Raw genomic sequence first — 25,321 nt, 5'->3', positions numbered from 1 at the left:
GGTTCCCATAGGTATTCCTCCCCGGGCAGTCAACAAAGCGGCCGCCTTAGGCCTCCCGCTTGGCGCGCGGCCACAACTGCGAGGCCAGCATGCCGGCGAACATCAGGGCGCAGCCGAAAAGCCCGCGAGGCCCCAGGCTCTCGCCCAGGACCACCGCGCCGCCCAGGGCGGCGAAGACCGTCTCGAAGCTGAGCAAGATGGCGGCATGGGTCGGCTTGGCGTCGCGCTGGGCGACCACCTGGAGCGTGTAGGCCAGGCCGACCGAAAGCAGGCCGCCGTAGAGGATCGCCCAACCCGCGCCGCGTATGCCCGCCCAGGTCAGTTCCTCGAAGGCCACGGCGCAGGCCAGGCTCAGCGCCGAACAGACCATGTACTGGACCAGGGCCAACGGCAGGGCGCGGGTGCGTGGCGACAGCCAGCCGATGACCAGCACGTGCCCGGCCCAGAAAAACGCGCCCACAAGCTCGAGCCCGTCGCCCGGAGCCAGCGTGAACGCCTCGGTCACGGACAGGAAATACAGCCCCACGGCGGCGGCCACCGCGCCCACCACGTCGCCGCGCGCCGGCCGCTGGCCCAGGAAATAGCCGAGCATCGGCACCAGCACCACGTACAGGCCCGTAATGAACCCGGCCTTGCCGGCCGTGGTGTACTTGAGCCCCACCTGCTGCAAGGCCGCGCCCGCGAAAAGCACCGTCCCGGCCAGCAGCCCGCCGAGCCAGGGGAAACCGGGGTTGCCGCCGGCCAGAAACGGCGCGGCCGGCGGATAGCGCATGGAACGCAAGGCCAGCGGCGCAAGCGCCATCGCGCCCAGGGCGAACCGGATGCCGTTGAACCCCATCGGCCCCATGTGGTCCATGCCGATGCGCTGGGCCACGAAGGCCAAGCCCCAGATCAGCGCCGTCACCAGGCACAGGACGTCAGCCCGAAACGAAGCGTCGCGCATGGTACATCTCCTTCATGGTGGTTTGGGGGATAGGCCTCCGGCGGCCGGGGCGTTGCCCCGAACCCCAGCAGGGCGCTGCCCTGCACCCGCCGGGGCGTTGCCCCGGGCCCTACCAGGGCTCTGCCCTGGACCCGCCGGGGGAGTCGCTCCCCCGGGCCCCCCGTCCTGCGTCGCGCCGCGGGATGGCTGCGGTCACCGGTACGGCAGGCGGCAGGCGGAGCGAAGACGGGGGCGGAATTTTTCCTGCCGAGCCTGCCGCGCCAGCGGCGGCATCGGCAGGGAAAATTCCGGCCCCATCTTCCTCCGGCCAACCATCCGGCCTGCCGGTGACCGCGGCCTTTCCCGCCAAACCACGCCGACCGGGGGGACCGGGGGGGATGATCCCCCCCGGCGGGTGCAGGGCAGCGCCCTGCCGGGTCCAGGGCAGCGCCCTGGCCGCCGGAGGCCTCCCCCCTTCCCGTCCCTACTCCAACCCCCAGCCCTGGCGCACGTTTTCGCGCCAGGCCATGAACGCTTCCAGAAAGCCTTCCAGGGGCAGTTCGCCCTTCTCGCCGGTGCGGCGGTCCTTGGTTTCGACGATGCCGCGCGCCAGGCCCTTGCCGCCGAGGGTCAGCTGGATGGGAAAGCCCATGAGGTCGGCGTCCTTGAACTTGACGCCGGGGCGTTCGTCGCGGTCGTCGAGGAGCGTTTCCACGCCGGCTTTGTTCAGGGCGTCGTAGAGTTCGTCGGCCTTGGCCACGGCGGCTTCGTCCTTGGGGCCGAGGTTTATAAGCGCGACCTCGAAGGGGGCGATGGGCGGCGGGAAGACGATGCCGGCCTCGTCGTTGTTCTGTTCGATGCAGGCGGCCACGATGCGCGAGACGCCGATGCCGTAGCAGCCCATGATCATGAACTGTTCCTTGCCGGCCTCGTCCAGGAAGGTGGCGTTTAACGCCTTGGAATACTTGAGCCCCAGCTTGAAGACGTGGCCGACCTCGATGCCCTTGGTGAAGGCGAGCGCCGCGCCGCATTTGGGGCAGGGATCGCCCGGGGCGACTTCGCGAAGGTCGGTGAAGGAGGCGACCTTGGCGTCGCGGGAAAGGTCCACCTGGCGCAGGTGGGCGTCGGCTGTGTTGGCTCCGACGATCCAGCCGTTTTCCAGGGCGAGCTCCTGGTCGGCGTAAAGAGTGATGCCGGCAAGGCCCACCGGCCCGGCGAAGCCGACCGGGGCCTTGGTCGCGGCCACGACCTCCTCGGGCGAGGCCAGGCGGAGGTCCTTGGCGTCGATGAGGTTCTTGAGCTTCACCTCGTTGAGTGCCCGGTCGCCGCGCACCAGCGCCGCCACGGGCTTGCCGTCGGCCACGTAGAGGAGGGTCTTGACGATCTTTTTGGCATCCACGCCGAGGAAGGCGGCCACCTCTTCCACGGTGTGCTTGCCCGGGGTGGCGACGGTCTCGGCCGCCGGACAGGGGGCAAGCTGGCCCGGAGGCGGGCACACGGCCTCGGCCTTCTCGAGGTTGGCCCCATAGTCGCAGGCCGGGCAAGAAGCGATGGTGTCCTCGCCGGTTGCGGCCAACACCATGAATTCGTGAGAGAACGAGCCTCCGATGGCCCCGGAGTCGGCGGACACGGCCCGGAACTTGAGGCCCAGGCGCTCGAAGATGCGGGCGTAGGCCTTGTACATGGCCCAGTAGCTGGCGTCGGCGCCGGCGTCGTCCTTGTCGAAGGAGTAGGCGTCCTTCATGACGAATTCCCGGCCGCGCATGAGGCCGAAGCGCGGGCGGATCTCGTCACGGAACTTCATCTGGATCTGGTAGAGGTTGACCGGCAGCTGGCGGTAGGAGCGGATCTCGTGGCGCACGAGGTCGGTGACCACCTCCTCGTGGGTGGGCCCCAGGCACGACTCGCGGTCGTGGCGATCCACGAAACGCAGCAGTTCCCGGCCATAGAATTCCCAGCGGCCGGACTCCTTCCAGAGGTCGGCCGGCTGCACGGCGGGCATGAGGATTTCCAACGCCCCGGCCCGGTCCATCTCCTCGCGCACGATGTTGGCGACGTTGTTGAGCGCCTTGAGCCCCAGGGGAAGGTAGGTGTAGATGCCGGCGGTGAGCTTGCGGATCATGCCGGCGCGAAGCAAAAGCTTGTGGCTGACGACCTCGGCCTCGGCCGGGGTCTCCTTGAGGGTGGGGGCGTAGTAGCGGCTCAGTCGCATGCGGATTCCTTTTTTTCGGTGAGATAATGTTCCAGTTCTTCCATGAAGGCGGGAATGAGGTTGGCCCCGCCGCGCACCTTGCCGAGCACCTCGCCCTTGCGGAAGATGATGCCGCAGTCGCGGCCGCCGGCGATGCCGATGTCGGCCTCCCGGGCTTCGCCGGGGCCGTTGACCACGCAGCCCATGACAGCCACGGTGAAGACTTCGGTGACGCCGCGCAGCCGCTCCTCCACGGCCTCGGCCAGGCCGACGAGGTCGATCTCGGTGCGGCCGCAGGTGGGGCAGGAGATGATTTCCGGCCCCCGGGCGCGAATGTCCAGGGCGCGAAGAATCTCGTAGGCCACGCCGATCTCGGTCACGGGGTCGCCGGTGAGCGACACGCGAAGCGTGTCGCCAAGTCCCTCGGCCAGGAGAATCCCCAGGCCCACGGCGGATTTGACCGCGCCGCGCATGGGCGTGCCGGCTTCGGTGACGCCGATGTGCAGGGGATAATCGACCTTTCGCGCCAGCAGGCGGTAGGCGGCCACGGTGCGCGGCACGCTGGAGGACTTGAGCGACACCTTGATGTCGTGAAAGCCCCGCCGCTCGAGGAGCGCGATGTGGGTGAGCGCGCTTTCCACCATGGCCTCGGGCGTGGGGCCGCCGTACTTGGCCAGCAAATCCTTTTGCACGGAGCCGGAGTTGACGCCGATGCGGATGGGCGCGCCGTGGTCCTTGGCGGCGGCGACCACCGCGTCCACGGCGGCCTCGGAGCCGATGTTGCCGGGATTGATGCGCAGCGCGTCGATGCCGGCGGCAAGCGCCGCCACGGCCAGGCGGTGGTCGAAGTGGATGTCGGCGACAAGGGGCGCGTCGGTGCCGCCCCGGATGGCGGCAAGGGCCTTGGCCGCGTCGTCGTTGAGCACGGCCAGGCGTACGATCTCGCAGCCGGCCTCAGTCAGGGCTCGCACCTGGGCCAGGGTGGCGGCGACGTCGCGCGTGTCGGTGTTGGTCATGCTCTGGACGCGCACGGGATTGTCGCCGCCGACGCCGACGCCGCGTATGGTCAGCGGCCGCGTGGGATGGCGAGCGGGAGCTTGGGAGTCGTGGTGCATGGAAGAACCGGGTTTCGGGTTTCGCGGCCTCAGCCGCCCTCGGTCACGCGGGTGACGTTGAGATAGGTTTCGTCGGCGGTCTTTTTCGACACCGAGCCCTCGATGCGGCAGGCGGCGTCTTTTTTCCCCAGGGCGAAGAGGTTTTCGATGACGTCCTTGGCCGTGACGTCGTCGCAGATCATATAGGTCTTCTTGTCCGCCGTCTCGAAGGACAGGCAGATGGTCTCGGTCTTGGGGTACTGGAACACGCCCGTGGCGCGTCCGGTCAGGTTCACGGCCTCGCCAGCCTGGGCGGCGGCCCCGCACAGCAGCACGGTCAGGGCGACGGCCCGCAGCAAACATCGCATCAATCAAACCTCCTTGACGCGCCCCGGCGGGTCGCCGCCGGGAAAACGGTCGCCGCCCTTCCCTGCCGACGGCCCGCCGATCAGGTTAAGAAGCCAGATCAGGAGGGCGACGGCGGCGGCGTGGTAGATGACATCCTGGCGCAACAGCCACGCGAGGACCCCGCGAAAGGCTCCGTCGGGCAGGGAAAAGACCCAGCGCACCGCGGCGTCGGGCAGGTAGTTCCCCAGGGGCCAGTCGAGCCACAGCCCCTCCCGCCAGGCCACGTACGCCTTCATGCCGAGCAGACTGTAGAGCGCCGCCAAGCTGCACCAAAGGCAGCCCCGGCCGAGAAGATTGCGTCGGGTCGTCATGAAGGAGCCCATCACCGGTCCTGGTTTCGCGGTGGCGGCAATATACGGAGGCGGGGGCGGCGTGTAAACGCCCGTCTAGGCCGAACCGGCCGCTCGGGCCGGATTGACGTCCTCCCGGCGGGCCAGATGCGCCAGGGCGTCCTCGCGGCCGCCGAAACGGGGGGCCTTGGCCGTGACGCCAAGCCTGTCGAGCACCCTGGCGAAATTGTCCGAAAGCCCGCACAGGGCCACGGGCCGGCCGCCGCCGCCGGAGTCCTCGGCGGCCTGGACCAGGAGATCGAGGCCAGCGCCGTTTATCGAGGCGTCCGGGCTGAAGACGAAAAGGAGCTTGGCCGCCTCCCCGGCCCGTCGGACCGCCTGGGTGAGGTAGGGCTCCGTCTCGCCCGTCAGACTGCCGTGAATGGTGATGACCGCCACGTCGCCGCTTCGCTCCACGGCGACGACGTCCTCGCCGTGGCCGGCCTCGGCCTGGTCCAGGCGGGCGTTGGCCCGGGCCAGGGCCGCCTCCAGGGCCTCGCGGCGGATGGGCTTGTCGATGAAGTCCGTAGCCCGCAACCCCAGGGCGGCCAGGGCCAAGTCCACGTCGCCGTGCCCGGTGATGACCACGACCTCGGTCCGCGGCCGGCGCTCCTTGACGGCGCGCAATACGGCCAGACCGTCCATGCCCGGCATCTTGATATCCGTGAGCACGATGGGGGGCTTGCGGGCGTCGAAAACGGCAAGGCCCTCCTCGCCGCTGGCGGCGGTCAGGACGGGGTAGCCATACGCGCCGAGATAAAGCTCGAACATCCTGAGGGTGGGCCGCTCGTCGTCGATGACCAGAATCGTGCGCATGGCGTGCTCCCGAGTATGCCGTCCCCTTGTGGCCGCCTGCCGGGGGAAACGTCAAGCCCCGTGCGCGCCCGGATCGCGGGCCGCGGGAAAGGTCAGCCGGAAGGTGCAGCCGCCGCCGGGCGTTTCCGTGACGAGAATGTCGCCGCCGTAATCCTTGACGATGCCGTAGCTGATGGCCAGCCCGAGCCCCATGCCCTGACCGGTCTGCTTGGTGGTGAAGAAGGGCTCGAAGATCTTGTGCCGCACGTTTTCCGGAATGCCGCTGCCGTTGTCGGCCACGGTGGCCGCCACGCGGCCGTCCTCCATGCGCGTGGCGATGGCGATGGTCCGGGACGCGGCGCTCTCGGGCCGGCCCTGGCCCGCCAGGGCGTCCCGGGCGTTGACCACGAGGTTGAAAAACACCTGCTCCAGCCGGTTGGCGTGGGCTTTGATGGCCGCGACCTGGCCGAGATCCAGGGACACGGCTATCCCCTGAAGGGAAAGTTCGTGGCCGATGATGGCGAACACGCCCTGGATGGGGTCGTTGATGTCCACGTTTTCCAGATAAGGCTGGGATTTGCGGCCAAAATCGCGCAAGTGGGCGATGATCGCCGCCGCCCGGTCCACCTGTTCGCTGATCTGGGCGGAGACGGAATCCAGGTCCGCGGCCGGGGGTTGGCGGCCGGACTCGACGAGCAGACGCAGGTAGTCGCTGCCCATCTTGATGGCGTTGAGGGGCTGGTTGAGCTCGTGGGCGATGCCGGCGGACATTTCGCCGAGCGTCTTCATCTTGCTTGCCTGGATGAGCTGGGCGTCTTTCTCCACGAGTTCGGTGACGTCGGTGGCCGAGACGATGACCGCGTCGCGGCCCCGGTAGGCGATGCGGCAGGCGTGGAGGTTGACGTAGATGGGTTCGCCGCCCTTTTTCACGTGGCGCTGCTTGGGGAAAAGCACCCGGTCCGGGGCGTCGCGATCGGCGAGATAGGCGGCCACGCCGCTTGCGCCGGCGTCGGGCTCCAGGTCGCCGACGAAGCGGTCCAGGAGTTCCTTGCGGGCGTAGCCGTAGGCGTCCTCGGCCTGGGAGTTGGCGTCGAGGACGCGGCCGCTCGCGACGTCCACGACCAGGACCGGATCGGGGTTGCTGTCGAAAAGCGAACGGTACTTCTCCTCGGACTCGCGCAGCCGGCGGCGGTAGAGCCGGATGCTCCAGATCATGTTGCCGAAGGATTCCGCCAGCTGGGCCACCTCGTCGCCGCCGCCGCCCTTGCGGTAGAAGCGGCACTCGCGGCAGGTGGGGGCGTTGTCCAGGCTTCCGGCCAGGAGGTCGCCCCGGCTCTGGTCGAAGTGCCAGCAGGGCAGGTCGGTGTCGGCGTAGGCCGGGCAGTCCCGGGGCGCCGTGTCGCGAAGCCCGAGCAGGGCCGCCGGCTCCTCCAGGCTTCCCCGGCTCACGGCGTCGGCGGCCTGGGTCAGGCGGGTGATGGGCCGGGCCACGGCGTTGGACAGGCGCAGCACGATGAGGAACATGACCACGGTCACGGCGGCGATAAATCCCAGAAACGTGGTGCGCAGCGTCCCCACCAGGGAGTCGATGTGGCTCTTGGACAGACCCACGTGGACCGCGCCCAGGGTGTAGATGCCCTCGCGCACGGGCACGGCGATGTCGATGGCCTGCCCCCCCTCGAAATCGACCAGCCGGATGCTCGATTCCGCGCCGTCGGGCACGGGATTGACGCGCAGCAAATCCTTGGGAAAGGGACGGATGAAGGTGTTGGCCAGGACACGGCCTTCGGTGTCCACAATGAAGATGTAGGATACGAGGATGCGGCGCTCGCCGAGCTGGGCGGCGTCGAAGACCAGGCTCACCAGGTTGGCCCGGTCCTTGTCCAGGATGAATCCGCTGGCCCGCTCGGACAGGCTCTGGCCGATGGCCACGCCGCGTTGCTCAAGCTCCCTGTTGAGGCTCGTGACGAGAATCCAGCGGGCGAGCAGCGCGATGACCGCGCTGACGAGCAGCACCACGGCCATGGCCCCGCCGAACATCTTGAGCTTGAGGCTGACCCGCCGGTGGGCGAACATGCCTACTTGCCCTCCCCGACCGCGGCGTCGAGTCCGGCGCGCACGCTCGCCCAGTCCGTCACCAGCTTGAAGACGCCCCGCTCCAGGCGCGTGAAATAGACCCGCTCCAGGCCCTGGTGCCGATCCCTGGAAAAGCTCACGGGGCTGGCGATGCCCACGGAAAAATCCTGGATGGACTCGATGGCGTCCAGAAAGCGCTCGCGGGTGAGGTCGCGGCCGGCCCGGCGCAGTCCCTCCACCAGCACCCTGGCGTTGATGAAGCCCTCCAGGCCGACCAGGTTGGGCCGTTCGTCGGGATAGTAGCGTCCGAGCAGGCGGGCGTACTCCACCACGCCGGAAAGAAGCCCCCCGGTCTCGGGCAGCCCGGGCGGCGGCACCACCTGGGACATCAAAAGGGGCGTGTCGTCGTCGGGTCCGAGGATGCGGGCCATCTCGTCGGCCCCCACGAAGGAGACGGCGTAGAAAAGGCCCTTGTAGCCCCGCTCCCGGGCGAACCGGATGGCCTTGGCGCAGGGCCCCGAAGTGCCGATCATGACGATGGCCTTGGGGTCGGCCTCCAGGATGCGCGAGAGCCCCTCCTCCACCTCCATGGTTCCCCGGATATAGGAGCCCCGGGCCACCGGAGCCAGGCCGTGGGACTTGAGCGCCATCTCCGTGCCCCGCAGCCCGTCGAAGCCGTAGGCGTCGTACTGGTAGAAGACTGCCACCCGGTCGAGGCCGAGGTCACCCACCATGTGGTCCACGGCGGCGGCGGTCTCCTGGTAGTAGGAGGGACGGATGTTGACGATGACGCGGCGAAAGGGCGTGCGCAGGACGTCGGCCCCGGTGAAGCTGCCGACCAGCGGCACCCTGGCCTCTTCCAGAAGCGGCACGATCTTGGCCGTGGTCGGGGTGCCCACGTAGCTAAAGAGGCAAAAGACCCGGTCGTCGACGATCAGGCGCTGGGTGTTGGCCACGCAGCGCGGCGGGTCGTAGCCGTCGTCCAGGGCCAGGACCTTGACGCGCCGTCCGGCCACCCCGCCGGCGTCGTTGACGGCGTTGATGTAGGACAGCGCTCCGAAGAGCGTCTGGCGGCCGAGGTAGCTGGCGTGGCCGGTCAGGGGCAGGGACGAGCCAACCAGCACCTGGTCGTCGGTGACGCCGGGCACGCGCGCGGCCAGCTCCTCCGGCGTCGGGGAGCGCGAACAGGACGCAAGAAGAACCAGAAGGACGGGGACGAGGGCCGACCAGACCCGGGATCGCGGCAGGCATGCTGTCATGGCGGGGGCATACCAGATCGGTTTTTCCGGTCAACCGTGACCGGCGGCAACCGGCCGGTCCGGGAGGCCGTGGCAGCGGCCTCCCGAAACGGACCGTGGGAACACGCGCCGGCCGGCGATGCGGCGATGACGGCGCGTCGCGCCCCCGGCCTCCGCCTGGGCGCAGGCCGGGGACAACCTTGGAGTCGCGTTTCTCCCCGGAGGCGCCGTCGCGCCTTCAGGGCCTCGGCCTAGCCAAAGGCGCGCAGCGGACGCAGCACCTTGGCGAAAAGGGCCTTTCGCGTCAGCAGCGGCGGCGCGGCGTCGCCGAACTGGACGTACTTGTAGTAGGCGCTCGGCGGCTGCGGACACAAAAAGACGCAGCGCACCGAGGACGCGTCCACGAGCTCGGCCTTGGGATGGGTCGGCTTGATCCTGGCCAGGCGTTCCTTGGCCATGGCCAGCATCTCGTCGCGGTCGCCGAAGTTCATGGTGCCCGTGGGGCAGGTCTTGACGCACGACGGCAGCAGGCCGGCATGGACCCGGTCGTTGCACATGTCGCACTTGTACATGAGCTTGGTGGCCGCATCCACGCGCGGGATGTCGTAGGGGCAGCCCTCGCGCACGGCGGCGGCGTTGAGCCCCTTGCACTTGTCGGTGAAGACCACCGCGCCCGTGGCCGGGTCCTGGACGATGGCCTCCGGGACCTCCGAATCGCCCACCATCTTGCAGGGCGCGTCGAGGCAATGGCGGCACTGGTCCGGGAAGAACAGCCAATGGAACTTCCCGTCGATGGTGGTTTCGGTGAAGCGCACGACCTTGAGCGTCTGCCAGGACAGGTCGGGCGGGTTCTGGTGGGAGCCGGTGTTTTCCGTCGGCTCCACGGGCTTGTTCTTCCACTGCTTGCAGGCTACCTGGCAGCCCCGGCAGCCGGTGCAGCGGGACAGATCCACGAAGAAGGTCTTTCCGCTCATGGCATCGCTCCTTTAGGCCTTTTTCACGTTGACCATGAAGGCCTTGGTCTCGGGGATGCCCGTGTTGGGATCGCCGACGGACGGACACAGGATGTTGGCCGAATCGCCGCCCTGCTTGGGCCAGGTCCAGCCGTAGTGCCAGGGGATGCCGACCTGGTGCACGGTGTGGCCCATGACCGTGAAGGGTTTGACGCGCTCGGTGACGATGGCCTTGGCCCACAGCGATCCGCGCGTGCTTTCCATGATGACCTTGTCGCCGTTTTTGATGCCGCGCATCTCGGCCAGCTCGGGACTCATCTCGCAGAACATCTGCGGCTCGGCCTCGAGCAGCCAGGGCGAATTGCGGGTCATGACGCCGGTCTGCCAGTGCTCGGTCACCCGGTAGGTGGAGCACACGAAGGGGTAACGGGGATCGCAGGTGGCGTGCACTTCGGTCGCGCCCTCGAACTTGAGCGCCGTGGGGTTGCTGAGCTGCTTGGAGAAGGGATGCTCGCCCACGGGGCACTCCAGGGGCTCGTAGTGCTCCGGGAAGGGGCCGTCGTTGCGGCCCGGTCCGAAGAGCAGGCCCATGCCCTCGGTGGTCATGATGAAGGGGTACTTGCCGGCTTTCGTGTCGGCCATGGGCGGCCAGGGGCCGTCGGGCACATCGCCCGCCCACTTGCCGTCCACCCATTCGATGACCGGCTTCTGCGGCTGGTAGGGCTTGCCCTGGGGGTCGACCGAGGCGCGGTTGTAGAGGATGCGCCGGTTGACGGGCCAGCACCAGCTCCAGCCGGGATACAGGCCGATCTTGGCCTGCATGGGCGTCTGCGTCTTGTCGCGTCGGGCGGCCATGTTCTTGTCGGTATAGGAGCCGCAGTAGACCCAGGTGCCGGACGAGGTGGAGCCGTCGGTCTGGAGCAGGGCGAAGGCCGGCACCGGGTCGCCGGGTTTGAAGGTCTTATCCGCGTCGCCGACCTTGAGCGTCTTTTCCTTGAGGAAGACGCCGTTGATGCGCTTGGCCACCTTGTGCGGATCGAAGGCGTGGTGGGTGGCCACGTCCCAGTCGAGGTTCCTGATGGGATCGGGGTAGGCCCCGCCCTCCTTGGCGTAGAGGGCCCGGATCTTCTCGAACAGCTCGTAGATGATGTCGCCGTCGGGCTTGGTGTCGCCCGAAGGCTTCTGGGCGGCGTAGCGCCACTGCATCCAGCGGCCGGAATTGGAGATGGAACCTTCCTTTTCAAAGGACACGGCGCAAGGCAGGAAGAAGACCTCGGTCTTGACCTTCTTCGGATCCATGCCCGGTCCCTTCCAGAAGGAGCCGGTCTCGGTCTCGAACATGTTGACCGTGACCATCCAGTCGAGCTTGGTCATGGCCTCGCGCGTCTTGTTGGCGTTGGCCGTGCTGGCGGCCGGGTTCTGGCCCCAGGCGAAGAAGCCCTTGAACGCGCCCTTGAGCATGACGTCGAAGAGCGTGAGCCACGAGTAGTCTTTGCCCGGCTCGAGCTTGGGCAGGTAGCCGTAGCCGGTTTCCAGGTCCTGCTCCGGATACAGGGACTTGATGAAGCTGGCCATGTACTTGGGCCGGTTGCCCCACCAGTTGGCGCTTTGCGGGTCCTTGGTGGCCGGGGTGTTCTTCTCGTTGTACTCGGCCAGGGTCTGCATGGCCGCCGACGGGGTGGGGATGTAGCCGGGCAGGATGTGGAAGAGCAGGCCCTGGTCCGTGGACCCCTGGACGTTGGCCTCGCCGCGCAGGGCGTTGATGCCGCCGCCGGCCACGCCCATGTTGCCGAGGAGCAGCTGGACGATGGACATGGCCCGGATGTTCTGCACGCCGACCGTGTGCTGGGTCTGGCCCATGGCGTAGAGCATGGTGCCGGACTTTTCCGGTTTGCCCGTGGCGGCGTAGCTCTGGTAGACCAGCTGCAGGTCGGCCTCGGGCGTGCCGCTGATCTCGGAGACCGCCTGCATGGTGTAGCGGTCGTAGTGCTTGCGCATGAGCTGGAACACGCAGCGGGGATCGCGCAGGGTCGGATCTTTCTTGATGATCCCGTTCTCGTCCTTGACGAAGTTCCAGCTCGACTTGTCGTAGGCCTTCTTGGCGGCGTCGTAGCCGGAGAACAGGCCGTCCTTGAAGTCGTAGGCGTCGCCGACGATGAACGAGGCGTTGGTGTAGTTGACGACGTAGTCCTTGAAATACAAATTGTTGGCCAGGATGTACCGGATCATGCCGCCCAGGAAGGCGATGTCCGAGCCCGAGCGCAACCGGGCGAAGACGTCGGCGTGGGCAGAGGTGCGCGTGTAGCGCGGGTCGACGTGGATGATCGTGGCGCCCTTGTCCTTGGCCCGAAGCGCCCACTTGAACGAGATGGGATGGTTCTCGGCAGCGTTGCTGCCCATGATCAGGATGCAATCAGCATTGGCGATGTCGATCCAGTGGTTCGTCATCGCCCCGCGTCCGAACGACTCTGCCAGAGCCGCTACAGTGGCGCTGTGTCAGATACGGGCCTGGTGCTCGATGTATGTCAATCCCATGGCCCGGAGCATGGCCTGGTAGATCCAGCATTCCTCGTTGTCCATGGCCGCCGAGCCGACCGAGGCGACGCCCTCGCAGCGGTTGACCGTGCGTCCCTTGGCGTCCTTGGTCGTAAAGCTCGCGTCGCGGGCGTCCTTGACCTTGCGGGCGATGCGGTCGAGCGCCCAGTCCCAGCTCTTCTCTTCCCAATTCTCGGCGTAGGGGGCGCGGTAGAGCACTTTATAGATGCGGCGGTCGTTCTTCCCGAGCTGGAAGTGGGACGCGCCCTTGGGGCAAAGGGACCCTTCGCTGATGGGATGGTCCGGATCGCCCTCGATGTTGACCACCTTGCCCTCGCCGTTCTTGTCCGTACTGGCGATCAGGCCGCAGCCGACCGAGCAGTAGCAGCACACCGAAGTGGTCTGCTTGGTGAATTTGAGCTTGTCGGCCTGCTCCAGCGCCTGGGCCTGGGCCGAGCGCAAGTCGAAGCCGAGCCCGCCGAACGCGGCCACGGCCGTTGTCGCGCCCGCGATTTTCAGGAACTCCCGCCGGTTCCATTCCATGATCCGTCTCCTTCGCCGCATGGCGTGCCGCTTGCCCTTCCAGGCACCGGAAGGGCCCGCCGTTTCTTATGTCTTTACAGACATAAGTTAAAAATAACATAGACTTCCGCAATGAGAGTCACTCATTACCTAAAAAACGGGTGGGTCGCGGTCAAAACAAAAAGAATTACTCAAGATTTGGCACGAAGGCGCAGATATTCGAGAGCAAAATCGGCAGGATATCGACATTACGGTTGTTGTAGCGAAATTCCAGCTCCTTGAGATAGAGCGGAAATCTCCGGGCCGTGACCCCGTGGAAGCGCACCAGCCGGTCACGGGCGTAGGGCCAGAAGCCTTCCTGGCGCGGCGCCACGGCCGGAATCCGGCCCGCCACCTCCACGAACCGGCGGGTAAGCACCTCCGCGCCGCAGGTCACGAGCGTCTGGTAGCGCTGGTAGCGGTCGGAAAAGACGATGGCCCCCAGGCGGGAGAGCGGCAGGGAGAAGTGCAGGTTGAAGTGCAGGATGTCCTCGGGGGTCATGTCGGGCAGATAGTCCACGAAGACCATGTCGCCCCGCTCCAGGATGCCGAAGACCGGCACCCGGGCCAGGGGCGCGTCGGCGGACACGGGGCGCAGGGTTTTGCCGGAAAAGCCCAGCTCACGCCCCAGGGGGCCGCGCAGGATGACCAGGCCGTCGAAGCTGCCGGCCAGGATGGCCAGGCGAATGAGCGTGGCGGCCTTGTAGGCGGTGTTGTAGGCCACGCCCAGGGCGGCGGCCATGGCGTGGGCCGTCTCCTCGGCGGCGAAAAGGTCGAGCAGACGCAGCCACTGCCGGGGACTCAGCCCGGCCAGGCCGGCGAAGCGGCCGGTCAGGACGTGGAAGGTGTAACGGCACGAGGCGCAGCGCACCCGGCCCTCTGCCAGGGCGTAGGCCTTTTCCTGGCCGCAGCGCGGACAGGGGGTGCGCCCGCCGGGCCAGCACTGCCGTTCGAAACCCTTGCGCGCGGCCGCGTCGGTCTTGGCGAGTCGCCTGACGTCCAGGGCCATGGCCGGCGACGGGATCAGCCGCCGATGGCGGACATGTCCCGGGCCTCGGGAACCGAGCCGGGGTTCAGGACTTCATACCCCAGGGGCTTGTCGCGAAGGGCCAGGCCGATCACCCGCCGCACGTAGGGCAGGCCGAGCTTGGGGTTTCGCAGCAGGGAGCGCAGCTTGAACTCCCGCTCGGAAAAAAGGCAGGTGCGCAGCTTGCCGTCGGCGGTGATGCGCAGGCGATTGCAGGAATCGCAGAAATGCTCGCTTAAGGGCGAAATGACGCCGAAGCGGCCAAGGCCGCCTTCGATGCGGTGCATCCGGGCCGGCCCGCCTGTCTCGTGGGGGTTCGTTTCGGGCGAAAGCGCGGCGCATCGCCGGGCCAGTTCCAGGACGTCCTGGGCGGAGATGTAGTTCTCAGGCTTCCAGAGGTTGCCGTCGCCCATGGGCATGAATTCGATGAAGCGCACGTCGACGGGGAAGCTCGTGGCCAGTCTCACGAAATCGGGGATCTCGTCGGTGTTGATGCCGCGAAGGGCCACGGCGTTGACCTTGACCCGAAGCCCGGCGGCCAGGCTCTCGTCGATGGCCCGGCGCACCGCGTCCAGGCGGTCGCTGCCCGTGATGCGGGCGAACTTCTCCCGGTCCAGGGTGTCGCAGGAGATGTTGACGGCCGAAACGCCGAGGCCCGCCAGGGCGGCCGGCTTGCCGGCCAGCAGGGTGGCGTTGGTGGTCAGGCGCAGGTCCAGGCCCGGGTGGCGGCCCATGAGGGCTTCGATGAAGCCCATGAGATCGCGCCGGGCGAAGGGTTCGCCGCCGGTCAGGCGGACCTTGGTGATGCCGAGTTCGCGCGCCAGCGAAACGAGATCGAGCATCTCCTCGTAGCGCAGGATGTCCGGGTGGGGAATGAACGGCACCTTGCCCCTGGACCGGCAGTACATGCAGGAGAGGTTGCAGCGGTCGGTGACCGAAAGGCGCAGATAGCTGACCTCCCTGCCCCGTCCGTCGCGAAGACGCGTCTTCACGTCCGTCATGCCCCGGCCTCCATGCCCCGGGCCAGCGTGAGGTCCGGCGGCGAATTGACGTTGAAAAAGGCCCGCGCCACGTTCCGGTCGCTTTTGTCGTAATCGACGTGGCAACGCAACTCCTCGGGAAAGATGGCCGAGAGCCGACGCTGGCCCAGGGCCAGGCAGCGGCGCAGGATCGGCGCGCCGGCGGGGTCGTAAACGGCGACCAGCGACTCGACGTAGCCCGTGTCGATGATGCGGTAGGCGGTCATGAGCGCTCCGTCCGGCCGGGCGCGCCAGGCGGCCACCAGCCGTTCCAGGGTCGGCTCGTCGAGAAACGGCAGGTCGCAGGAGACCGTGAGGCACGACCGGCCCGTGGCCTCGAGCACCGTGAGCACGCCCCCGGCCGGCCCCTGGTCGGACAGGACGTCGGGCAGCCAGGGGGCCTCGACGCCGAAGGGGGTCGGGTCGCGGCCCGAGACGAAAAGCTCCCCGACGACGTTTCGCACCACCGAAGCCACGCGGGTGAACATCGGCTGGCCGAAAAAGGAGAGCCAGGCCTTGTCCCGGCCCATGCGGCTCGATTTGCCGCCGGCCAGGATAAGTCCCAGAGGCGTCTCCCCGGCCGCGTTCACGCCGCCACCCTCCCGGCGGCGTCGGTGAAGACCGTGAAGCGCGATTCGGCGTCGCGGGCGAAGCCGACCAGGGTGACGTCCGCGGCCGCGGCCGCGTCCACGGCCGCGCCGGTCACGGCCGAGCGGCTGACGACCATGCGAAACCCGGCCCGCAGGGCCTTGCCCATCATGGAGGCCGTGACCCGGCAGGACAGGAAGAGCACGAGCTCCGGCAGGACGACGCCCTGCCGGACACCGAAGCCGGCCAGCCGGTCCAGGCAGTTGTGGCGGCCGATGTCCTCGGCCCTGACCAGGAAATCGTCCCGGCGCGGATCGTAGAGCCCGGCCCGGTGGAAGCAGCCGGTGTCGTCCCAGAGCCCCGGCGCGCCGATGAAGCGCGTGACGAGCCCAAGCAGGCGCGGCGCGGCGATCGGCCCCGGCAGGGCCGGATCGGCGGGCGGGCGGGCGTCCGGCGCGACGCCGAGATCGAAGGACAGGCCCTCGCTGCCGCGCGCCACGGGCACGAGCCCCGGCGGCAGCATGTCCAGGGCGGCGTGGCCGATCGCCAGGCCCTCGGGGTCGATGGGCGCGGAAAAAAGCTCCCGTTCGCCGTGGCCCTCGAGGCGCAGACGCACGCGTATCTCCACCGCCACTTCGTCGGCAAACGGCGCCATGACGCCGTTTTTGAAACGCCGGCAGGCGACTTCGCGGGTGATTGCGGCGTCCATGTCAAAACCCCCAGGCCGACAGCACCGGACGCGTGTAGCCCTGGTCGCGGGCGGCCAGGTCCAGGGTCAGGGACTCCAGGTCGTCGAGGATCGGCAGGCTCGGCCGGTCCAGCTCCCGGAAGTCGGCGGTCTTGATGTAGCTCTTGCAGCGCAGGCACACGTTGACGGCGTAGCCGGGCACGTCCGGGGCGGTGAAAACCTCGAGGAGCTTGTGGTCCTCCTCGCCGCAGTAGGGACACATGAGCCGCTTGGCCCGGTATTCCAGCTGGCAAAAGGAGCAGGTCAGATGCCGGGCCCCGACCTTGCCCACCAGTCGGGCCATGAGCGGCGGGCTGGCGCAGACCGGACACTGGCCGAAGTTCCAGGTGCGGTCCTCGGGGAAATGGGCGTAGGCGGCCTCGGCCACGGCGGCCAGAGACGGCGTCAGGGCGGCCTGGACGAGGAACCCGAGCAGGCGCGGCGCGCTGGGCGTCTTTTGGCCGCAGGCGGCGAAAAAGGCGTCGTCGCCTTCCATGAAGCGCGCAAAGGCCGTATCCATGTCCAGGGAACCGGCTTCGCGTTCGGCGCGGATCGCGGCCATGGCCTCGGCCAGATGCGGTTCGCTTTCCGTGACCAGCCGCGACAAGCGGTCGAACAGGGCCGTGGCCCGGCCCGTGTCCAGGGGAAAGACGTGGCGGGGCAGCATGGGCGCGCCGCGCAGCACCCGCTCGACGTCTTCCAGGTCCGAGGCGTCGATCGCGACCGTTTCGGCGGCCCGGGCTTCGAGTTGCGCCCGGGCCGTGGCCGCGACGAGAGCCAGCATGGGCGCGGGCAGCACGGTGCCGCGCGCGATGTCGGCGAGTTTCTTCTCCAGCAGCCGGCTGGCGGCGGCATGATCGAAGGGCATGCGTTCTCCTTGTCGGCCCGGCCGGAAACTGAAGCGTCGCCGGGCTCACGGTGACATTATGGCGACGGGGCGGGGAATGGCAAGGGGCGGCCCGACCCCTGGCGCACGGCGTGCCTTCGGGGTATGGGCGATCCCATGGCTTGCCGCATCCTTCTCCTTCTCCTGGCGACGTGGCTGGCCGTCCTTTCGGCCTGCGACACGGTTCCCTACACCGAGCGCAAGCAGGTCATCGTTATTCCCCAAAACCAGGAACGGGCCATGGGCGCGCGGGCGGCCCGGGAGATCCTGCGCACGGTGCGCCTGGCCGACGACCCGAAGCTCGTCGCAGCGGTCTCGCGCGTGGGCCGGCGCATCGCCGCGGCCAGCGACGCCCCGGACATGGACTGGGAGTTTCACGTCATCGACGACGACCGCGTGGCCAACGCCTTCTGCCTGCCCGGCGGCAAGATCTTCGTCTACAGCGGCATCCTGAGGGTGGCCCGCGACGAGGACGAGCTGGCCGCGGTCATGGCCCACGAAGTGGCCCACGCCCTGGCCCGACACGGGGCCGAACGGGCCACCCTCGAACTCGGGGCGCAGCTGGGCGGGGCGCTCGTCGCCCTGGCCCTTGGCGACGAGGACCCGCGCCTGGCCGAGATCGCCTCCCGCATCTGGGGCTACGGCACGAACCTCGGGCTTGTCCTCCCCTACGGCCGCAAGCAGGAGTACGAGGCCGACGCCATCGGCCTGCGCCTCATGGACAAGGCCGGCTGCGACATGGAGGGGGCGGCGCGCTTCTGGGAGAACATGCGCCGGGCCGACGCGCCCAAGCCGCTTTCCGCCTTCCTGTCCACACACCCCACGGACGAAAAGCGCCTGGAGCGCATCCGCCGGGACATCCGGGAGATCCGGGCCACCCGGCAAAAGGCCCGGGAAGCGGCTCCCCTGCGGCCCTGAGACTCGACGCCCTCGCCGCAAACACGGCGGCATTGCCATGCTTTTCCGGGCGGGGTAACGTTCGCGCGAAAGCACCGGCGCGCCAGACCCGGCCCGAACGGCCCGGCGCGGCGACGACCCAGGGATTCTCTCGAGTCCGCCCCTTCGACGTTTTGAGGCAGGCGACAAGGAGAACCGCCATGTCCGCCGAAACCGTCTCCCGTTGCCCCGGCTGCGGCGTGGTCTTCAGCGCCCGCGACATCGAGGGCATGTCCCGCTGTCCGGTCTGTTCGCTGCCCTTTGCGGCGCGGCCTTCCCGTCCCGCCCGCCCCTCGGCCGCGGGGCCGCTTCGCGGCGTCCATACGGCCCAGGCCTTCGTCGATCCATCCACGGGGCACGTCGTGCGCTTCGAGCGCGCCTGGCTGTGGGCGCTGCTCTTCGGACCGCTCTATTTCGCCTGGCGCGGGGCCTGGTTCCATGCCTTCATGGGCATTTTCGCGGTCGTGCTCACGGCCGGACTGGCCTGGCTCGTCTATCCCTTTTTCGCCGCCCGGTTGCTTCGCCGCCATTACTTGCGCCAGGGGTTCGACCCGGTCTGAGGACGCCTGGCGGCCATGGCCCGGCTCAGGCGGCCGGCGGCAAGGGCCGCCCCCCGGCCGGCCAGCCCGGACCGAAGCGGAAGAACAGCAAGGCGAACACCGCGCCGAGGGTGTCGGCCAGCATGTCCTTCTGGGCGTCCCAGACGTCGCCCTGGCTGCCCAAGAATTCCACGCCGGCATCGCCGCCTTCCAGCACGGCATAGGCCCATTCGATGATCTCGTAGGCGCAGGCCACGGCCATGATGGAGGTCAGGCCGAAGAGCACGGCCGCCACGGGATGGGCCCACCTCTTGCGGATGAGCAGCTCGGCCAGGGCATAGGCGTAGAACCCCACGGAAAAATGGGCCACCCGGTCGAAATGGTTGCGCGAAAAGCCGAAGAGGTCCGTCACGAAGCCGAAAGGCACGTTGGCGAAGGTGTAGTGGCCGCCTATGGCGTGCAGGAACAGCCACACCGCCATGAGGGCGTAGGCCAGGTCGCTGAAGCGGAAGCGGCGGGCGGTTGCGGCCAGCAGCGCAAAGACGGCCATGACCGGGATGTTCTCGGCCCACCATACCGTCCGGGAAGCGGGTTCGACGGCGAGCCAGGCGAAGAAAAGGACGAAGATCGCGGCCAATACGACCGGAAAGCGGCCGCGCGGGCGCTGTTCCATGGCGGATATCCTCCTGGCGGCCCTCGTTGCGGCTGGCCGCGTCGCCGGGTGAAACGAGGCTAGCCCATTTCCAGGCCGGCGTCATGGGCGTCGCGCGACTGGACTTCCGGCCGATCCGGCAAGTCTGCCGCTTGCCGGGCGCGTCCGCTTGCATGGGCTTGCCTCTCGGGTGCGAATGTGAAAGGCATGGGAATCAAGGGACCGCAACCCCAACGGGAGCATGGACATGGAAATCAGGAAGGCCGGCAGCCAGGCCTCCGTCGTCGGCACGGACGAGCGTTACACCGGCGCGGTGCGCATCGACCCGCTGTTTTCCGAACCCCTTTCCCCGTCGCGCGTCACGAGCAGCGTCGTGACCTTCGAACCCGGCGCGCGCACGCGGTGGCACATCCATCCGCTGGGGCAGACCCTTTTCGTCACGGCGGGCTGCGGCCGCGTGCAGCGCTCGGGCGGCCCGGCCGAGGCCATCCGCCCGGGGGACGTCGTCAGGATCGCGCCCGGCGAACGGCACTGGCACGGTGCGTCGCCGACCACGGCCATGGCGCACGTCGCGGTCCAGGAGGCCCTCGACGGCAGCACTGCCGCGTGGCTGGAGCCGGTCGGCGAGGCGGAGTATCTGGCGGAAGTCGAATAAGCGGGGTTTGCGCCGCACTTCCCCGAGCCATGCCGGGGCCAGGGAACGAAAAACGGGTTGCCGCAACCATACGGCAACCCGCTTCACTAGCATCCTGGTACCGGGAGGGGGATTTGAACCCCCACAACCTTGCGGTCGGTGGATTTTGAGTCCACTGCGTCTACCAATTCCGCCATCCCGGCCTGAATTAGTAAAAATAACCGAAAGCAGGAGATAATGTCAAACGGTTTTACCCTTGTGCCCGGAGAGCGGAACTGGTAGCCCCTCCCCTGCCCGTCGCGGGCAAGGAGTTCTGCCATGATCCTCCCCATCGGTCCGCTGGTCAACGGCGCGGCCATCGTCGCCGGCGGCCTGCTCGGGCTGGCCCTGCACGGACGCTTCCCGGACCGCGTGCGCGCCACCATGTTCCACGCCCTGGGACTGTCCATACTGCTCATCGGCCTCAAGATGGCCCTGACCGGAAACGCCCCTCTGCTCGTGGTCATGAGCATGCTGGCCGGGGCCGTGGCCGGCGAAATCCTCGACATCGAACGCCTCATGGCCCGGGCCGGAGACGCCGTCAAGGCCCACCTGCACTCGGACAACGCCCTTTTCACCGACGGCCTCGTCACCGCCTCGGTCATCTTCTGCACCGGCACCATGGCCATCCTCGGCTCCTTCGACGAGGCCCTCAAAAACGACCATACGCTGCTCTTCGCCAAGGCCGCCCTGGACGGCTCCGTGGCGCTGATCCTGGCCACCACCCACGGGGCCGGCGTGCTGCTCTCCTGCCTGCCCGTGGCCCTGTACGAGGCGGCGCTCGTCTACCTCGGCGCGACGGCGCAAGGCTACTTCACCCCGGACCGCCTGACCCAGCTCACGGCCGTGGGCGGCCTGCTCATCGTGGCCATCGGCCTGAACATGCTGGGACTGCTCAAGATCCGCGTGGCCAACCTGCTGCCGGCCATGGTCGTGGCCGTGGTGCTGGCCCCCTGGTTCGGCTGAGACGGCAGGCGCGAACCGAGCGGCGCGACAGTCTTTTTCCGCCTCCCTTCCTTTACGCGGCCGACTTTTTGCCGTAGACCGAGGCGGCTATGCACGAACTCTCCATCGCCCAAAGCCTCATCGCCCTCATCGAGGACGAGATGGCCAAGCACGGCAAGAAGACCCTGCTCACGGTCAAGATCAAGCACGGCCGGCTCTCGGCCGTGGTGCCCGAGGCCCTGGAAATGGGCTTCACGGCCCTGACCATGGATACCCGGCTGGCCGGGGCCAGGCTCGAACTGGAGGAAATCCCGGTCGTGCTGCGCTGCCGGGCCTGCTCCAGGGAATTCACCCCCGAAGGCTCCTCGGCCTTCGCCCCCTGCCCGGGCTGCGGCGAGGAACTCGGCCATGCCGTGGTTTCCGGACGGGAACTCTACATCGAATACCTCGAACTCGAATAGCGGAGGCTTGCCATGCAGATTCCCGTGGTGCGCAACATCCTGGAGGCCAACGCCCGCATCGCCGCCGACCTCAAGGACTTTTTCGCGGGGAAGGGCATCCTCGTCCTCAACCTCATGAGTTCCCCGGGCGCGGGGAAGACCACCCTGCTCGAGCGCACACTGACGGACCTCGCTCCCGAGCTGCGCATGGCCGTGGTCGAAGGCGACCTGCAAACCGACAACGACGCCCGCCGCGTGGCCGCAACCGGCGCCCAGGCCGTGCAGATCAACACCGAGGGCGGCTGCCACCTGACCAGCTCGCAGGTTCAGGAGGCCATAAAAAGCCTCGACCTCGAGGGCCTGGACATCCTGTTCATCGAAAACGTGGGCAACCTCGTCTGCCCGGCCGAGTTCGACGTGGGCGAGGATTTCAAGGTCACGCTTTTAAGCGTTGCCGAAGGGGACGACAAACCGGAGAAATATCCGCTGATGTTCCATATTTCGGCAGCTCTGGTCCTTAACAAGGTGGACCTGCTCCCCTACGTGGACTTCGACCTGGACCGCGCCAGCCGCCACGCCCGGGTGCTCAACGAATGCATCAGCGTCTTCCCGGTCTCGGCCCGCAGCCGTGAGGGCCTCGACGCCTGGTATGACTGGCTGCGGCAGCGCCTGGCCGCCAAGCGCGCCTCGGCCTGATGCCCTTTTCCCCCCGCCCGGCGTCCCCGGGATGCGAGGCGTCGGCTCAGCAAACGGTCCCCCCTTCGTCCTAGCGCGGCCTCTCCTGGCGGGGCAGGGGAGGCCGCGCCGGCAAGAAGCTCCTGCAACCGCCCCCACTCCGCGCAGCGGACGCGACGAATCCCTGCCCGGTCGCGCCCGGTCCCTCGCCGTCTGGCGACGCCTCCCAAGGCCGTCGCCGGCGGCGGTTCCTTGTGAAGCTCCTTCCAGCCCGTCCGCCATTCCCCGCCCGGTTCCCCGGTCCGGCCTGGCGCAACCGCCTGAAGAGCGCCCTTCCCCCGTCTCGCCGCACCCCATGAAGGGAAGGCCCTGACGATCCGCTGTCCTCGGGATGCCGTCCGCCCCTCGCCCACGGAAGGGCCGTCACGACGCCGTCTCCTCGAAACGGGACCCCAGTTGTCTGCCGCGCTCGCGACCGGGCGCGACGCCCCCTCTGGAGACGACTGTCGCCCCCGCCTTGCTTCTCGAATGCGAACAGCCTTGCCGGCAGTTTCAATGTTTAAAAAAATCAAACGACTTTGCGCGGTTATCCATGAGGCCGGGCGACACAGCTTCAAATTTTATCCTACAAATACAATATGTTACAAGACAACGCCCAGCCAAGGACTTTGGCACGGTATTTGATGTGAACCGGTCGTTTCTGAAACCGTTCGCACAGGGAGATGGATATGGATGCTTTATTTCGCAAACTGCTGGTAGCGCTTGGGTTCGCCTGTCTGGTTCTGGCCGCATCGACCAGCTGGGTCATGGCGCAGCAGACCCTGGCGGCCGGCAGCTTCAGTTTCGAACCGCGCTTCAGCGCCTTCGGAACGACCAACGATCATGTCAATTCGATCTACACCTACGGCGGCGCGCTGACCTACTTCATCTTCGACAACGTGGCCGTGGAAGCCGAGGGCATGGGCGTGTACGTGGACCAGAACAAGAAGTTCGAAAGCGCCTACACCGTGGGGACCAAGTCGTCCCCGGCCAGCGGCATCGGCGGGAACTTCAACGCCCGCTGGCACTTCGTCAACACCGGGCCGGCCACGGTCTTCGTCGGCGCGGGCCTCGGCGGCCTGTGGGCCGACACCAAGGTGCCCTACAACGGCTTCGAGAACAGCGTGACCGAAAACGGCGAACTCGGCGCGACCTACGCCCTGACCCAGCAGCTCAGCGTCAAGGGCTCGGTCAAGTACCTGCACATCGGCCAGTTCAATAACCAGGGCGTCAACGGCTTCGGCGGCACCCTGGGCCTCAACGTCAGCTTCTAGGAACAACAGCCGCCCCGGCGGCCAGGAACATCCCGCGCTTCGGCGCGGACACGACCGGCCGCCGCGAGCGGCCGGTCCCGTTTGGGGCCCCTTCCCTTTTCCCGCCGACGCCCCTATAGTCCTGAAACGAAAAGCCGAAGGGTAGGGACATGAGCAAGATTCTGGATCAGGACGAGGTCGATGCGCTGCTGCGCGGCCTTTCCGGCGGCGAGATCGAGGCGGAAACCGACATCCTGGAGGACGACTCCGGGGTCGTGGTCTTCGACCTGTCCAACCAGGACCGCATCATCCGCGGCCGCATGCCGGTCCTCGAGATCATCAACGACCGCTTCGCCCGCCTGGCCTCCAACGCCATGGCCAACGCCATGCGCAAGCGCGCCGACGTCAACCCCATCTCCATCGACATGTCCAAGTTCGGCGACTTCATGCGCTCCCTGCCCGTGCCCACCTCCATCAACATCTTCAAGCTCGACCCCCTGCGCGGCAACGCCATCCTGGTGGTGGACTCGCGCCTGGTCTTCGCCATGGTGGAGAGCTTTTTCGGCGGAGCCGGCTCCCAGCCCAAGATCGAAGGCCGCGACTTCACCCCCATCGAGCAGGCCATCATCAACCGCGTGGTGCGCATCGCCCTGGAAAACATGGAGGAATCCTGGCAGCCCGTGCACGAGGTGCACATCGAGCTCGTGCGCAGCGAAGTCAACCCCCAGTTCGCGGCCATCGTGCCGCCAAGCGACGTGGTGGTGGTGGTCACCTTCGAGGTGGAGCTCGAAAACGCCATAGGCTCGCTCATCGTCTGCCTGCCCTACGCCACCATCGAACCCATCCGCTCCAAGCTCTACGCCTCCTTCCAGACCGAGCGCCTGGAAGTGGACCATGCCTGGATCGCCCGCTTCAAGGAACGGCTCATGGAAACGCCGGTGGAGCTCCTCGTGCGCTTCGGCCGGTCCCAGATCACCGGCCGGCAGTTGCTGTCCCTCAAGCCCGGCGACATCATCATGCTCGACAACGACGTGGACGACCTCCTCGACGCCGAGATCCAGGGCGTGCGCAAGTTCCGGGGCATCCCGGGCCTGGTCAAGTCCAACAAGGCCTTCCAGATCGTCAAGGAAGAGGAAATCCACTTCGAATAAGCCCGCGGGCGCGTTCATGACGGTTTTGCAAGGTCGCCTGGACCGCATCGGGAACACGACGCCTTTCCTCCCGGGATACAAGGGAATCCTCACGTCCCAAGAGCCTTTTCCCCTGATTTGCCCTATCGGGTCCCACTTTTTGGTAACAACTTGCCATCACGGAACAAATCCGTAAAATCACAAAAAAATGCCCGTGGCCAACCCCCGGGGGCCGTGATAGTTGCCAAATCCGTGCGATCCATGCTCGCCATACCCATCGAGGCCCAGCCCGACGACACCACCTGCGGCCCCACCTGCCTGCAAGCCATCTACCGTTATTACGGCGACGACGTGCCGCTTTCCTCGGTCATCGCCGAAACGGTCACCCTGCCCGGCGGCGGCACCCTGGCCGCCCTGCTCGGCTGCCACGCCCTCGCCCGCGGCTACGTGGCCAGGCTCTACACCTTCGACCTGACGGTCTTCGACATCACTTGGTTCGACGAAGGCGGCCCGGCCGTGGACCTGGCCGACAAGCTCAAATGCCAGCGCCGCCACAAGCGCAGCTCGCGCCTGCAGGCCACCACCGAGGCCACGTTGGAATTCCTGCGCCTCGGCGGCGAGATCCGCTTTCAGGACCTCACCGCCAAGCTCATCCGCGACATCCTCAAGCGAGATCGGCCCATCCTGGCC

At 67.7% G+C, this 25,321-nt stretch carries 24 protein-coding genes, 1 tRNA gene and 1 pseudogene; 9 read left to right on the top strand and 17 right to left on the bottom strand.

What is annotated here, in order from left to right:
- Positions 1-46 precede the first annotated feature (46 nt).
- From Q1K70_RS12595 to Q1K70_RS12525, 15 genes are all read right to left on the bottom strand, one after another.
- Positions 47-943 carry a DMT family transporter gene (locus Q1K70_RS12595; RefSeq protein WP_300160072.1) on the bottom strand — a complete coding sequence of 299 codons (897 nt, stop codon included), beginning with the start codon at positions 941-943 and terminating at the stop codon, positions 47-49.
- A 463-nt stretch (positions 944-1,406) separates the two neighbouring features.
- Entirely contained in the window at positions 1,407-3,134 is a 1,728-nt protein-coding gene (locus Q1K70_RS12590; protein ID WP_300160069.1) for a proline--tRNA ligase, read from the bottom strand.
- Entirely contained in the window at positions 3,125-4,228 is a 1,104-nt protein-coding gene (ispG, locus tag Q1K70_RS12585) for a flavodoxin-dependent (E)-4-hydroxy-3-methylbut-2-enyl-diphosphate synthase (protein WP_300160066.1), read from the bottom strand. Before ispG ends, Q1K70_RS12590 begins: the two co-directional genes overlap by 10 nt.
- A 29-nt stretch (positions 4,229-4,257) precedes the next feature.
- Complete coding sequence (locus Q1K70_RS12580; protein ID WP_300160063.1) at positions 4,258-4,575, bottom strand: hypothetical protein; 318 nt, start codon at positions 4,573-4,575, stop codon at positions 4,258-4,260.
- Positions 4,576-4,578: 3 nt separating this feature from the next.
- Positions 4,579-4,926, bottom strand: a complete 348-nt coding sequence (locus tag Q1K70_RS12575; protein WP_300160060.1) for a hypothetical protein — start codon at positions 4,924-4,926, stop codon at positions 4,579-4,581.
- Positions 4,927-5,001: 75 nt separating this feature from the next.
- A complete protein-coding gene (locus Q1K70_RS12570) occupies positions 5,002-5,760 on the bottom strand; it encodes a response regulator (protein ID WP_300160057.1) in 759 nt (252 codons plus the stop codon).
- A 51-nt stretch (positions 5,761-5,811) separates the two neighbouring features.
- Positions 5,812-7,815, bottom strand: a complete 2,004-nt coding sequence (locus Q1K70_RS12565) for an ATP-binding protein (RefSeq protein ID WP_300160054.1) — start codon at positions 7,813-7,815, stop codon at positions 5,812-5,814.
- Between the two features lie 2 nt (positions 7,816-7,817).
- Positions 7,818-8,963, bottom strand: coding sequence for an ABC transporter substrate-binding protein (locus Q1K70_RS12560; RefSeq protein WP_366521701.1), 1,146 nt, complete (start codon positions 8,961-8,963; stop codon positions 7,818-7,820).
- A 341-nt stretch (positions 8,964-9,304) separates the two neighbouring features.
- The gene (locus tag Q1K70_RS12555) at positions 9,305-10,027 is read right to left on the bottom strand and encodes a 4Fe-4S dicluster domain-containing protein (protein ID WP_300160048.1); all 723 of its coding nucleotides are present in this window, start codon (positions 10,025-10,027) and stop codon (positions 9,305-9,307) included.
- Positions 10,028-10,039: 12 nt separating this feature from the next.
- Positions 10,040-13,084 (bottom strand): formate dehydrogenase-N subunit alpha, encoded by a 3,045-nt coding sequence (fdnG, locus tag Q1K70_RS12550; protein ID WP_300160045.1) that lies wholly within the window; start codon positions 13,082-13,084, stop codon positions 10,040-10,042.
- A gap of 166 nt (positions 13,085-13,250) precedes the next feature.
- Positions 13,251-14,111: an IS1595 family transposase gene (locus Q1K70_RS12545; RefSeq protein WP_300160042.1), complete on the bottom strand. Its 861-nt coding sequence runs from the start codon at positions 14,109-14,111 to the stop codon at positions 13,251-13,253.
- A 14-nt stretch (positions 14,112-14,125) separates the two neighbouring features.
- Positions 14,126-15,130 (bottom strand): GTP 3',8-cyclase MoaA, encoded by a 1,005-nt coding sequence (moaA, locus tag Q1K70_RS12540; RefSeq protein ID WP_300160039.1) that lies wholly within the window; start codon positions 15,128-15,130, stop codon positions 14,126-14,128.
- A complete protein-coding gene (locus tag Q1K70_RS12535) occupies positions 15,127-15,738 on the bottom strand; it encodes a molybdenum cofactor guanylyltransferase (RefSeq protein WP_300160036.1) in 612 nt (203 codons plus the stop codon). Before Q1K70_RS12535 ends, moaA begins: the two co-directional genes overlap by 4 nt.
- On the bottom strand, positions 15,735-16,445 hold the full coding sequence (locus tag Q1K70_RS12530; protein ID WP_300160033.1) for a formate dehydrogenase accessory sulfurtransferase FdhD: 711 nt from the start codon (positions 16,443-16,445) through the stop codon (positions 15,735-15,737). The genes Q1K70_RS12535 and Q1K70_RS12530 overlap by 4 nt, the downstream gene beginning before the upstream one ends.
- A gap of 1 nt (position 16,446) precedes the next feature.
- Positions 16,447-17,331 (bottom strand): formate dehydrogenase accessory protein FdhE, encoded by an 885-nt coding sequence (locus Q1K70_RS12525; protein WP_300160030.1) that lies wholly within the window; start codon positions 17,329-17,331, stop codon positions 16,447-16,449.
- A 135-nt stretch (positions 17,332-17,466) separates the two neighbouring features.
- On the opposite strand from Q1K70_RS12525, the gene Q1K70_RS12520 reads away from it, so the two are divergent.
- Positions 17,467-18,267: a M48 family metallopeptidase gene (locus tag Q1K70_RS12520; RefSeq protein WP_300160027.1), complete on the top strand. Its 801-nt coding sequence runs from the start codon at positions 17,467-17,469 to the stop codon at positions 18,265-18,267.
- 179 nt (positions 18,268-18,446) lie between these two features.
- The gene (locus tag Q1K70_RS12515; protein WP_300160022.1) at positions 18,447-18,845 is read left to right on the top strand and encodes a hypothetical protein; all 399 of its coding nucleotides are present in this window, start codon (positions 18,447-18,449) and stop codon (positions 18,843-18,845) included.
- Positions 18,846-18,870: 25 nt separating this feature from the next.
- Here Q1K70_RS12515 and Q1K70_RS12510 read toward each other — a convergent pair whose 3' ends face one another.
- Positions 18,871-19,497 carry a DUF2238 domain-containing protein gene (locus tag Q1K70_RS12510; protein WP_300160019.1) on the bottom strand — a complete coding sequence of 209 codons (627 nt, stop codon included), beginning with the start codon at positions 19,495-19,497 and terminating at the stop codon, positions 18,871-18,873.
- A gap of 226 nt (positions 19,498-19,723) precedes the next feature.
- On the opposite strand from Q1K70_RS12510, the gene Q1K70_RS12505 reads away from it, so the two are divergent.
- Positions 19,724-20,131 carry a cupin domain-containing protein gene (locus tag Q1K70_RS12505; RefSeq protein ID WP_300160016.1) on the top strand — a complete coding sequence of 136 codons (408 nt, stop codon included), beginning with the start codon at positions 19,724-19,726 and terminating at the stop codon, positions 20,129-20,131.
- Positions 20,132-20,226: 95 nt separating this feature from the next.
- Here Q1K70_RS12505 and Q1K70_RS12500 read toward each other — a convergent pair.
- Positions 20,227-20,313: transfer RNA gene (locus Q1K70_RS12500), tRNA-Leu, on the bottom strand.
- A gap of 115 nt (positions 20,314-20,428) precedes the next feature.
- Here Q1K70_RS12500 and Q1K70_RS12495 point away from each other — a divergent pair.
- The 6 genes and pseudogenes from Q1K70_RS12495 to Q1K70_RS12470 form a co-directional block, all read left to right on the top strand.
- A complete protein-coding gene (locus tag Q1K70_RS12495; protein ID WP_300160013.1) occupies positions 20,429-21,115 on the top strand; it encodes a DUF554 domain-containing protein in 687 nt (228 codons plus the stop codon).
- A gap of 89 nt (positions 21,116-21,204) precedes the next feature.
- Positions 21,205-21,555 (top strand): hydrogenase maturation nickel metallochaperone HypA, encoded by a 351-nt coding sequence (locus tag Q1K70_RS12490; protein WP_300160010.1) that lies wholly within the window; start codon positions 21,205-21,207, stop codon positions 21,553-21,555.
- Positions 21,556-21,567: 12 nt separating this feature from the next.
- Positions 21,568-22,230 (top strand): hydrogenase nickel incorporation protein HypB, encoded by a 663-nt coding sequence (gene hypB, locus Q1K70_RS12485; RefSeq protein ID WP_300160007.1) that lies wholly within the window; start codon positions 21,568-21,570, stop codon positions 22,228-22,230.
- 707 nt (positions 22,231-22,937) lie between these two features.
- The gene (locus Q1K70_RS12480; protein ID WP_300160005.1) at positions 22,938-23,522 is read left to right on the top strand and encodes an outer membrane beta-barrel protein; all 585 of its coding nucleotides are present in this window, start codon (positions 22,938-22,940) and stop codon (positions 23,520-23,522) included.
- A gap of 149 nt (positions 23,523-23,671) precedes the next feature.
- On the top strand, positions 23,672-24,652 hold the full coding sequence (gene fliM / locus Q1K70_RS12475) for a flagellar motor switch protein FliM (RefSeq protein WP_300160003.1): 981 nt from the start codon (positions 23,672-23,674) through the stop codon (positions 24,650-24,652).
- Between the two features lie 240 nt (positions 24,653-24,892).
- Positions 24,893-25,321: pseudogene (locus Q1K70_RS12470) on the top strand (peptidase-C39 like family protein); the annotation flags it as partial.

The sequence above is a fragment of the Solidesulfovibrio sp. genome (assembly GCF_029978005.1).
Taxonomy (GTDB): domain Bacteria; phylum Desulfobacterota; class Desulfovibrionia; order Desulfovibrionales; family Desulfovibrionaceae; genus Solidesulfovibrio.
Note: the sequence above shows the minus strand (reverse complement) of the source record. Positions and strands in the feature narration are given on the sequence as shown.

Coding starts and splice junctions, on each gene's coding strand:
- Q1K70_RS12595 (WP_300160072.1), bottom strand. CDS start 943: ATGCGCGACGCTTCGTTTCGGGCTGACGTCCTGTGCCTGGTGACGGCG.
- Q1K70_RS12590 (WP_300160069.1), bottom strand. CDS start 3,134: ATGCGACTGAGCCGCTACTACGCCCCCACCCTCAAGGAGACCCCGGCC.
- ispG (WP_300160066.1), bottom strand. CDS start 4,228: ATGCACCACGACTCCCAAGCTCCCGCTCGCCATCCCACGCGGCCGCTG.
- Q1K70_RS12580 (WP_300160063.1), bottom strand. CDS start 4,575: ATGCGATGTTTGCTGCGGGCCGTCGCCCTGACCGTGCTGCTGTGCGGG.
- Q1K70_RS12575 (WP_300160060.1), bottom strand. CDS start 4,926: ATGACGACCCGACGCAATCTTCTCGGCCGGGGCTGCCTTTGGTGCAGC.
- Q1K70_RS12570 (WP_300160057.1), bottom strand. CDS start 5,760: ATGCGCACGATTCTGGTCATCGACGACGAGCGGCCCACCCTCAGGATG.
- Q1K70_RS12565 (WP_300160054.1), bottom strand. CDS start 7,815: ATGTTCGCCCACCGGCGGGTCAGCCTCAAGCTCAAGATGTTCGGCGGG.
- Q1K70_RS12555 (WP_300160048.1), bottom strand. CDS start 10,027: ATGAGCGGAAAGACCTTCTTCGTGGATCTGTCCCGCTGCACCGGCTGC.
- Q1K70_RS12545 (WP_300160042.1), bottom strand. CDS start 14,111: ATGGCCCTGGACGTCAGGCGACTCGCCAAGACCGACGCGGCCGCGCGC.
- moaA (WP_300160039.1), bottom strand. CDS start 15,130: ATGACGGACGTGAAGACGCGTCTTCGCGACGGACGGGGCAGGGAGGTC.
- Q1K70_RS12530 (WP_300160033.1), bottom strand. CDS start 16,445: ATGGACGCCGCAATCACCCGCGAAGTCGCCTGCCGGCGTTTCAAAAAC.
- Q1K70_RS12525 (WP_300160030.1), bottom strand. CDS start 17,331: ATGCCCTTCGATCATGCCGCCGCCAGCCGGCTGCTGGAGAAGAAACTC.
- Q1K70_RS12520 (WP_300160027.1), top strand. CDS start 17,467: ATGGCTTGCCGCATCCTTCTCCTTCTCCTGGCGACGTGGCTGGCCGTC.
- Q1K70_RS12515 (WP_300160022.1), top strand. CDS start 18,447: ATGTCCGCCGAAACCGTCTCCCGTTGCCCCGGCTGCGGCGTGGTCTTC.
- Q1K70_RS12510 (WP_300160019.1), bottom strand. CDS start 19,497: ATGGAACAGCGCCCGCGCGGCCGCTTTCCGGTCGTATTGGCCGCGATC.
- Q1K70_RS12505 (WP_300160016.1), top strand. CDS start 19,724: ATGGAAATCAGGAAGGCCGGCAGCCAGGCCTCCGTCGTCGGCACGGAC.
- Q1K70_RS12495 (WP_300160013.1), top strand. CDS start 20,429: ATGATCCTCCCCATCGGTCCGCTGGTCAACGGCGCGGCCATCGTCGCC.
- Q1K70_RS12490 (WP_300160010.1), top strand. CDS start 21,205: ATGCACGAACTCTCCATCGCCCAAAGCCTCATCGCCCTCATCGAGGAC.
- hypB (WP_300160007.1), top strand. CDS start 21,568: ATGCAGATTCCCGTGGTGCGCAACATCCTGGAGGCCAACGCCCGCATC.
- Q1K70_RS12480 (WP_300160005.1), top strand. CDS start 22,938: ATGGATGCTTTATTTCGCAAACTGCTGGTAGCGCTTGGGTTCGCCTGT.
- fliM (WP_300160003.1), top strand. CDS start 23,672: ATGAGCAAGATTCTGGATCAGGACGAGGTCGATGCGCTGCTGCGCGGC.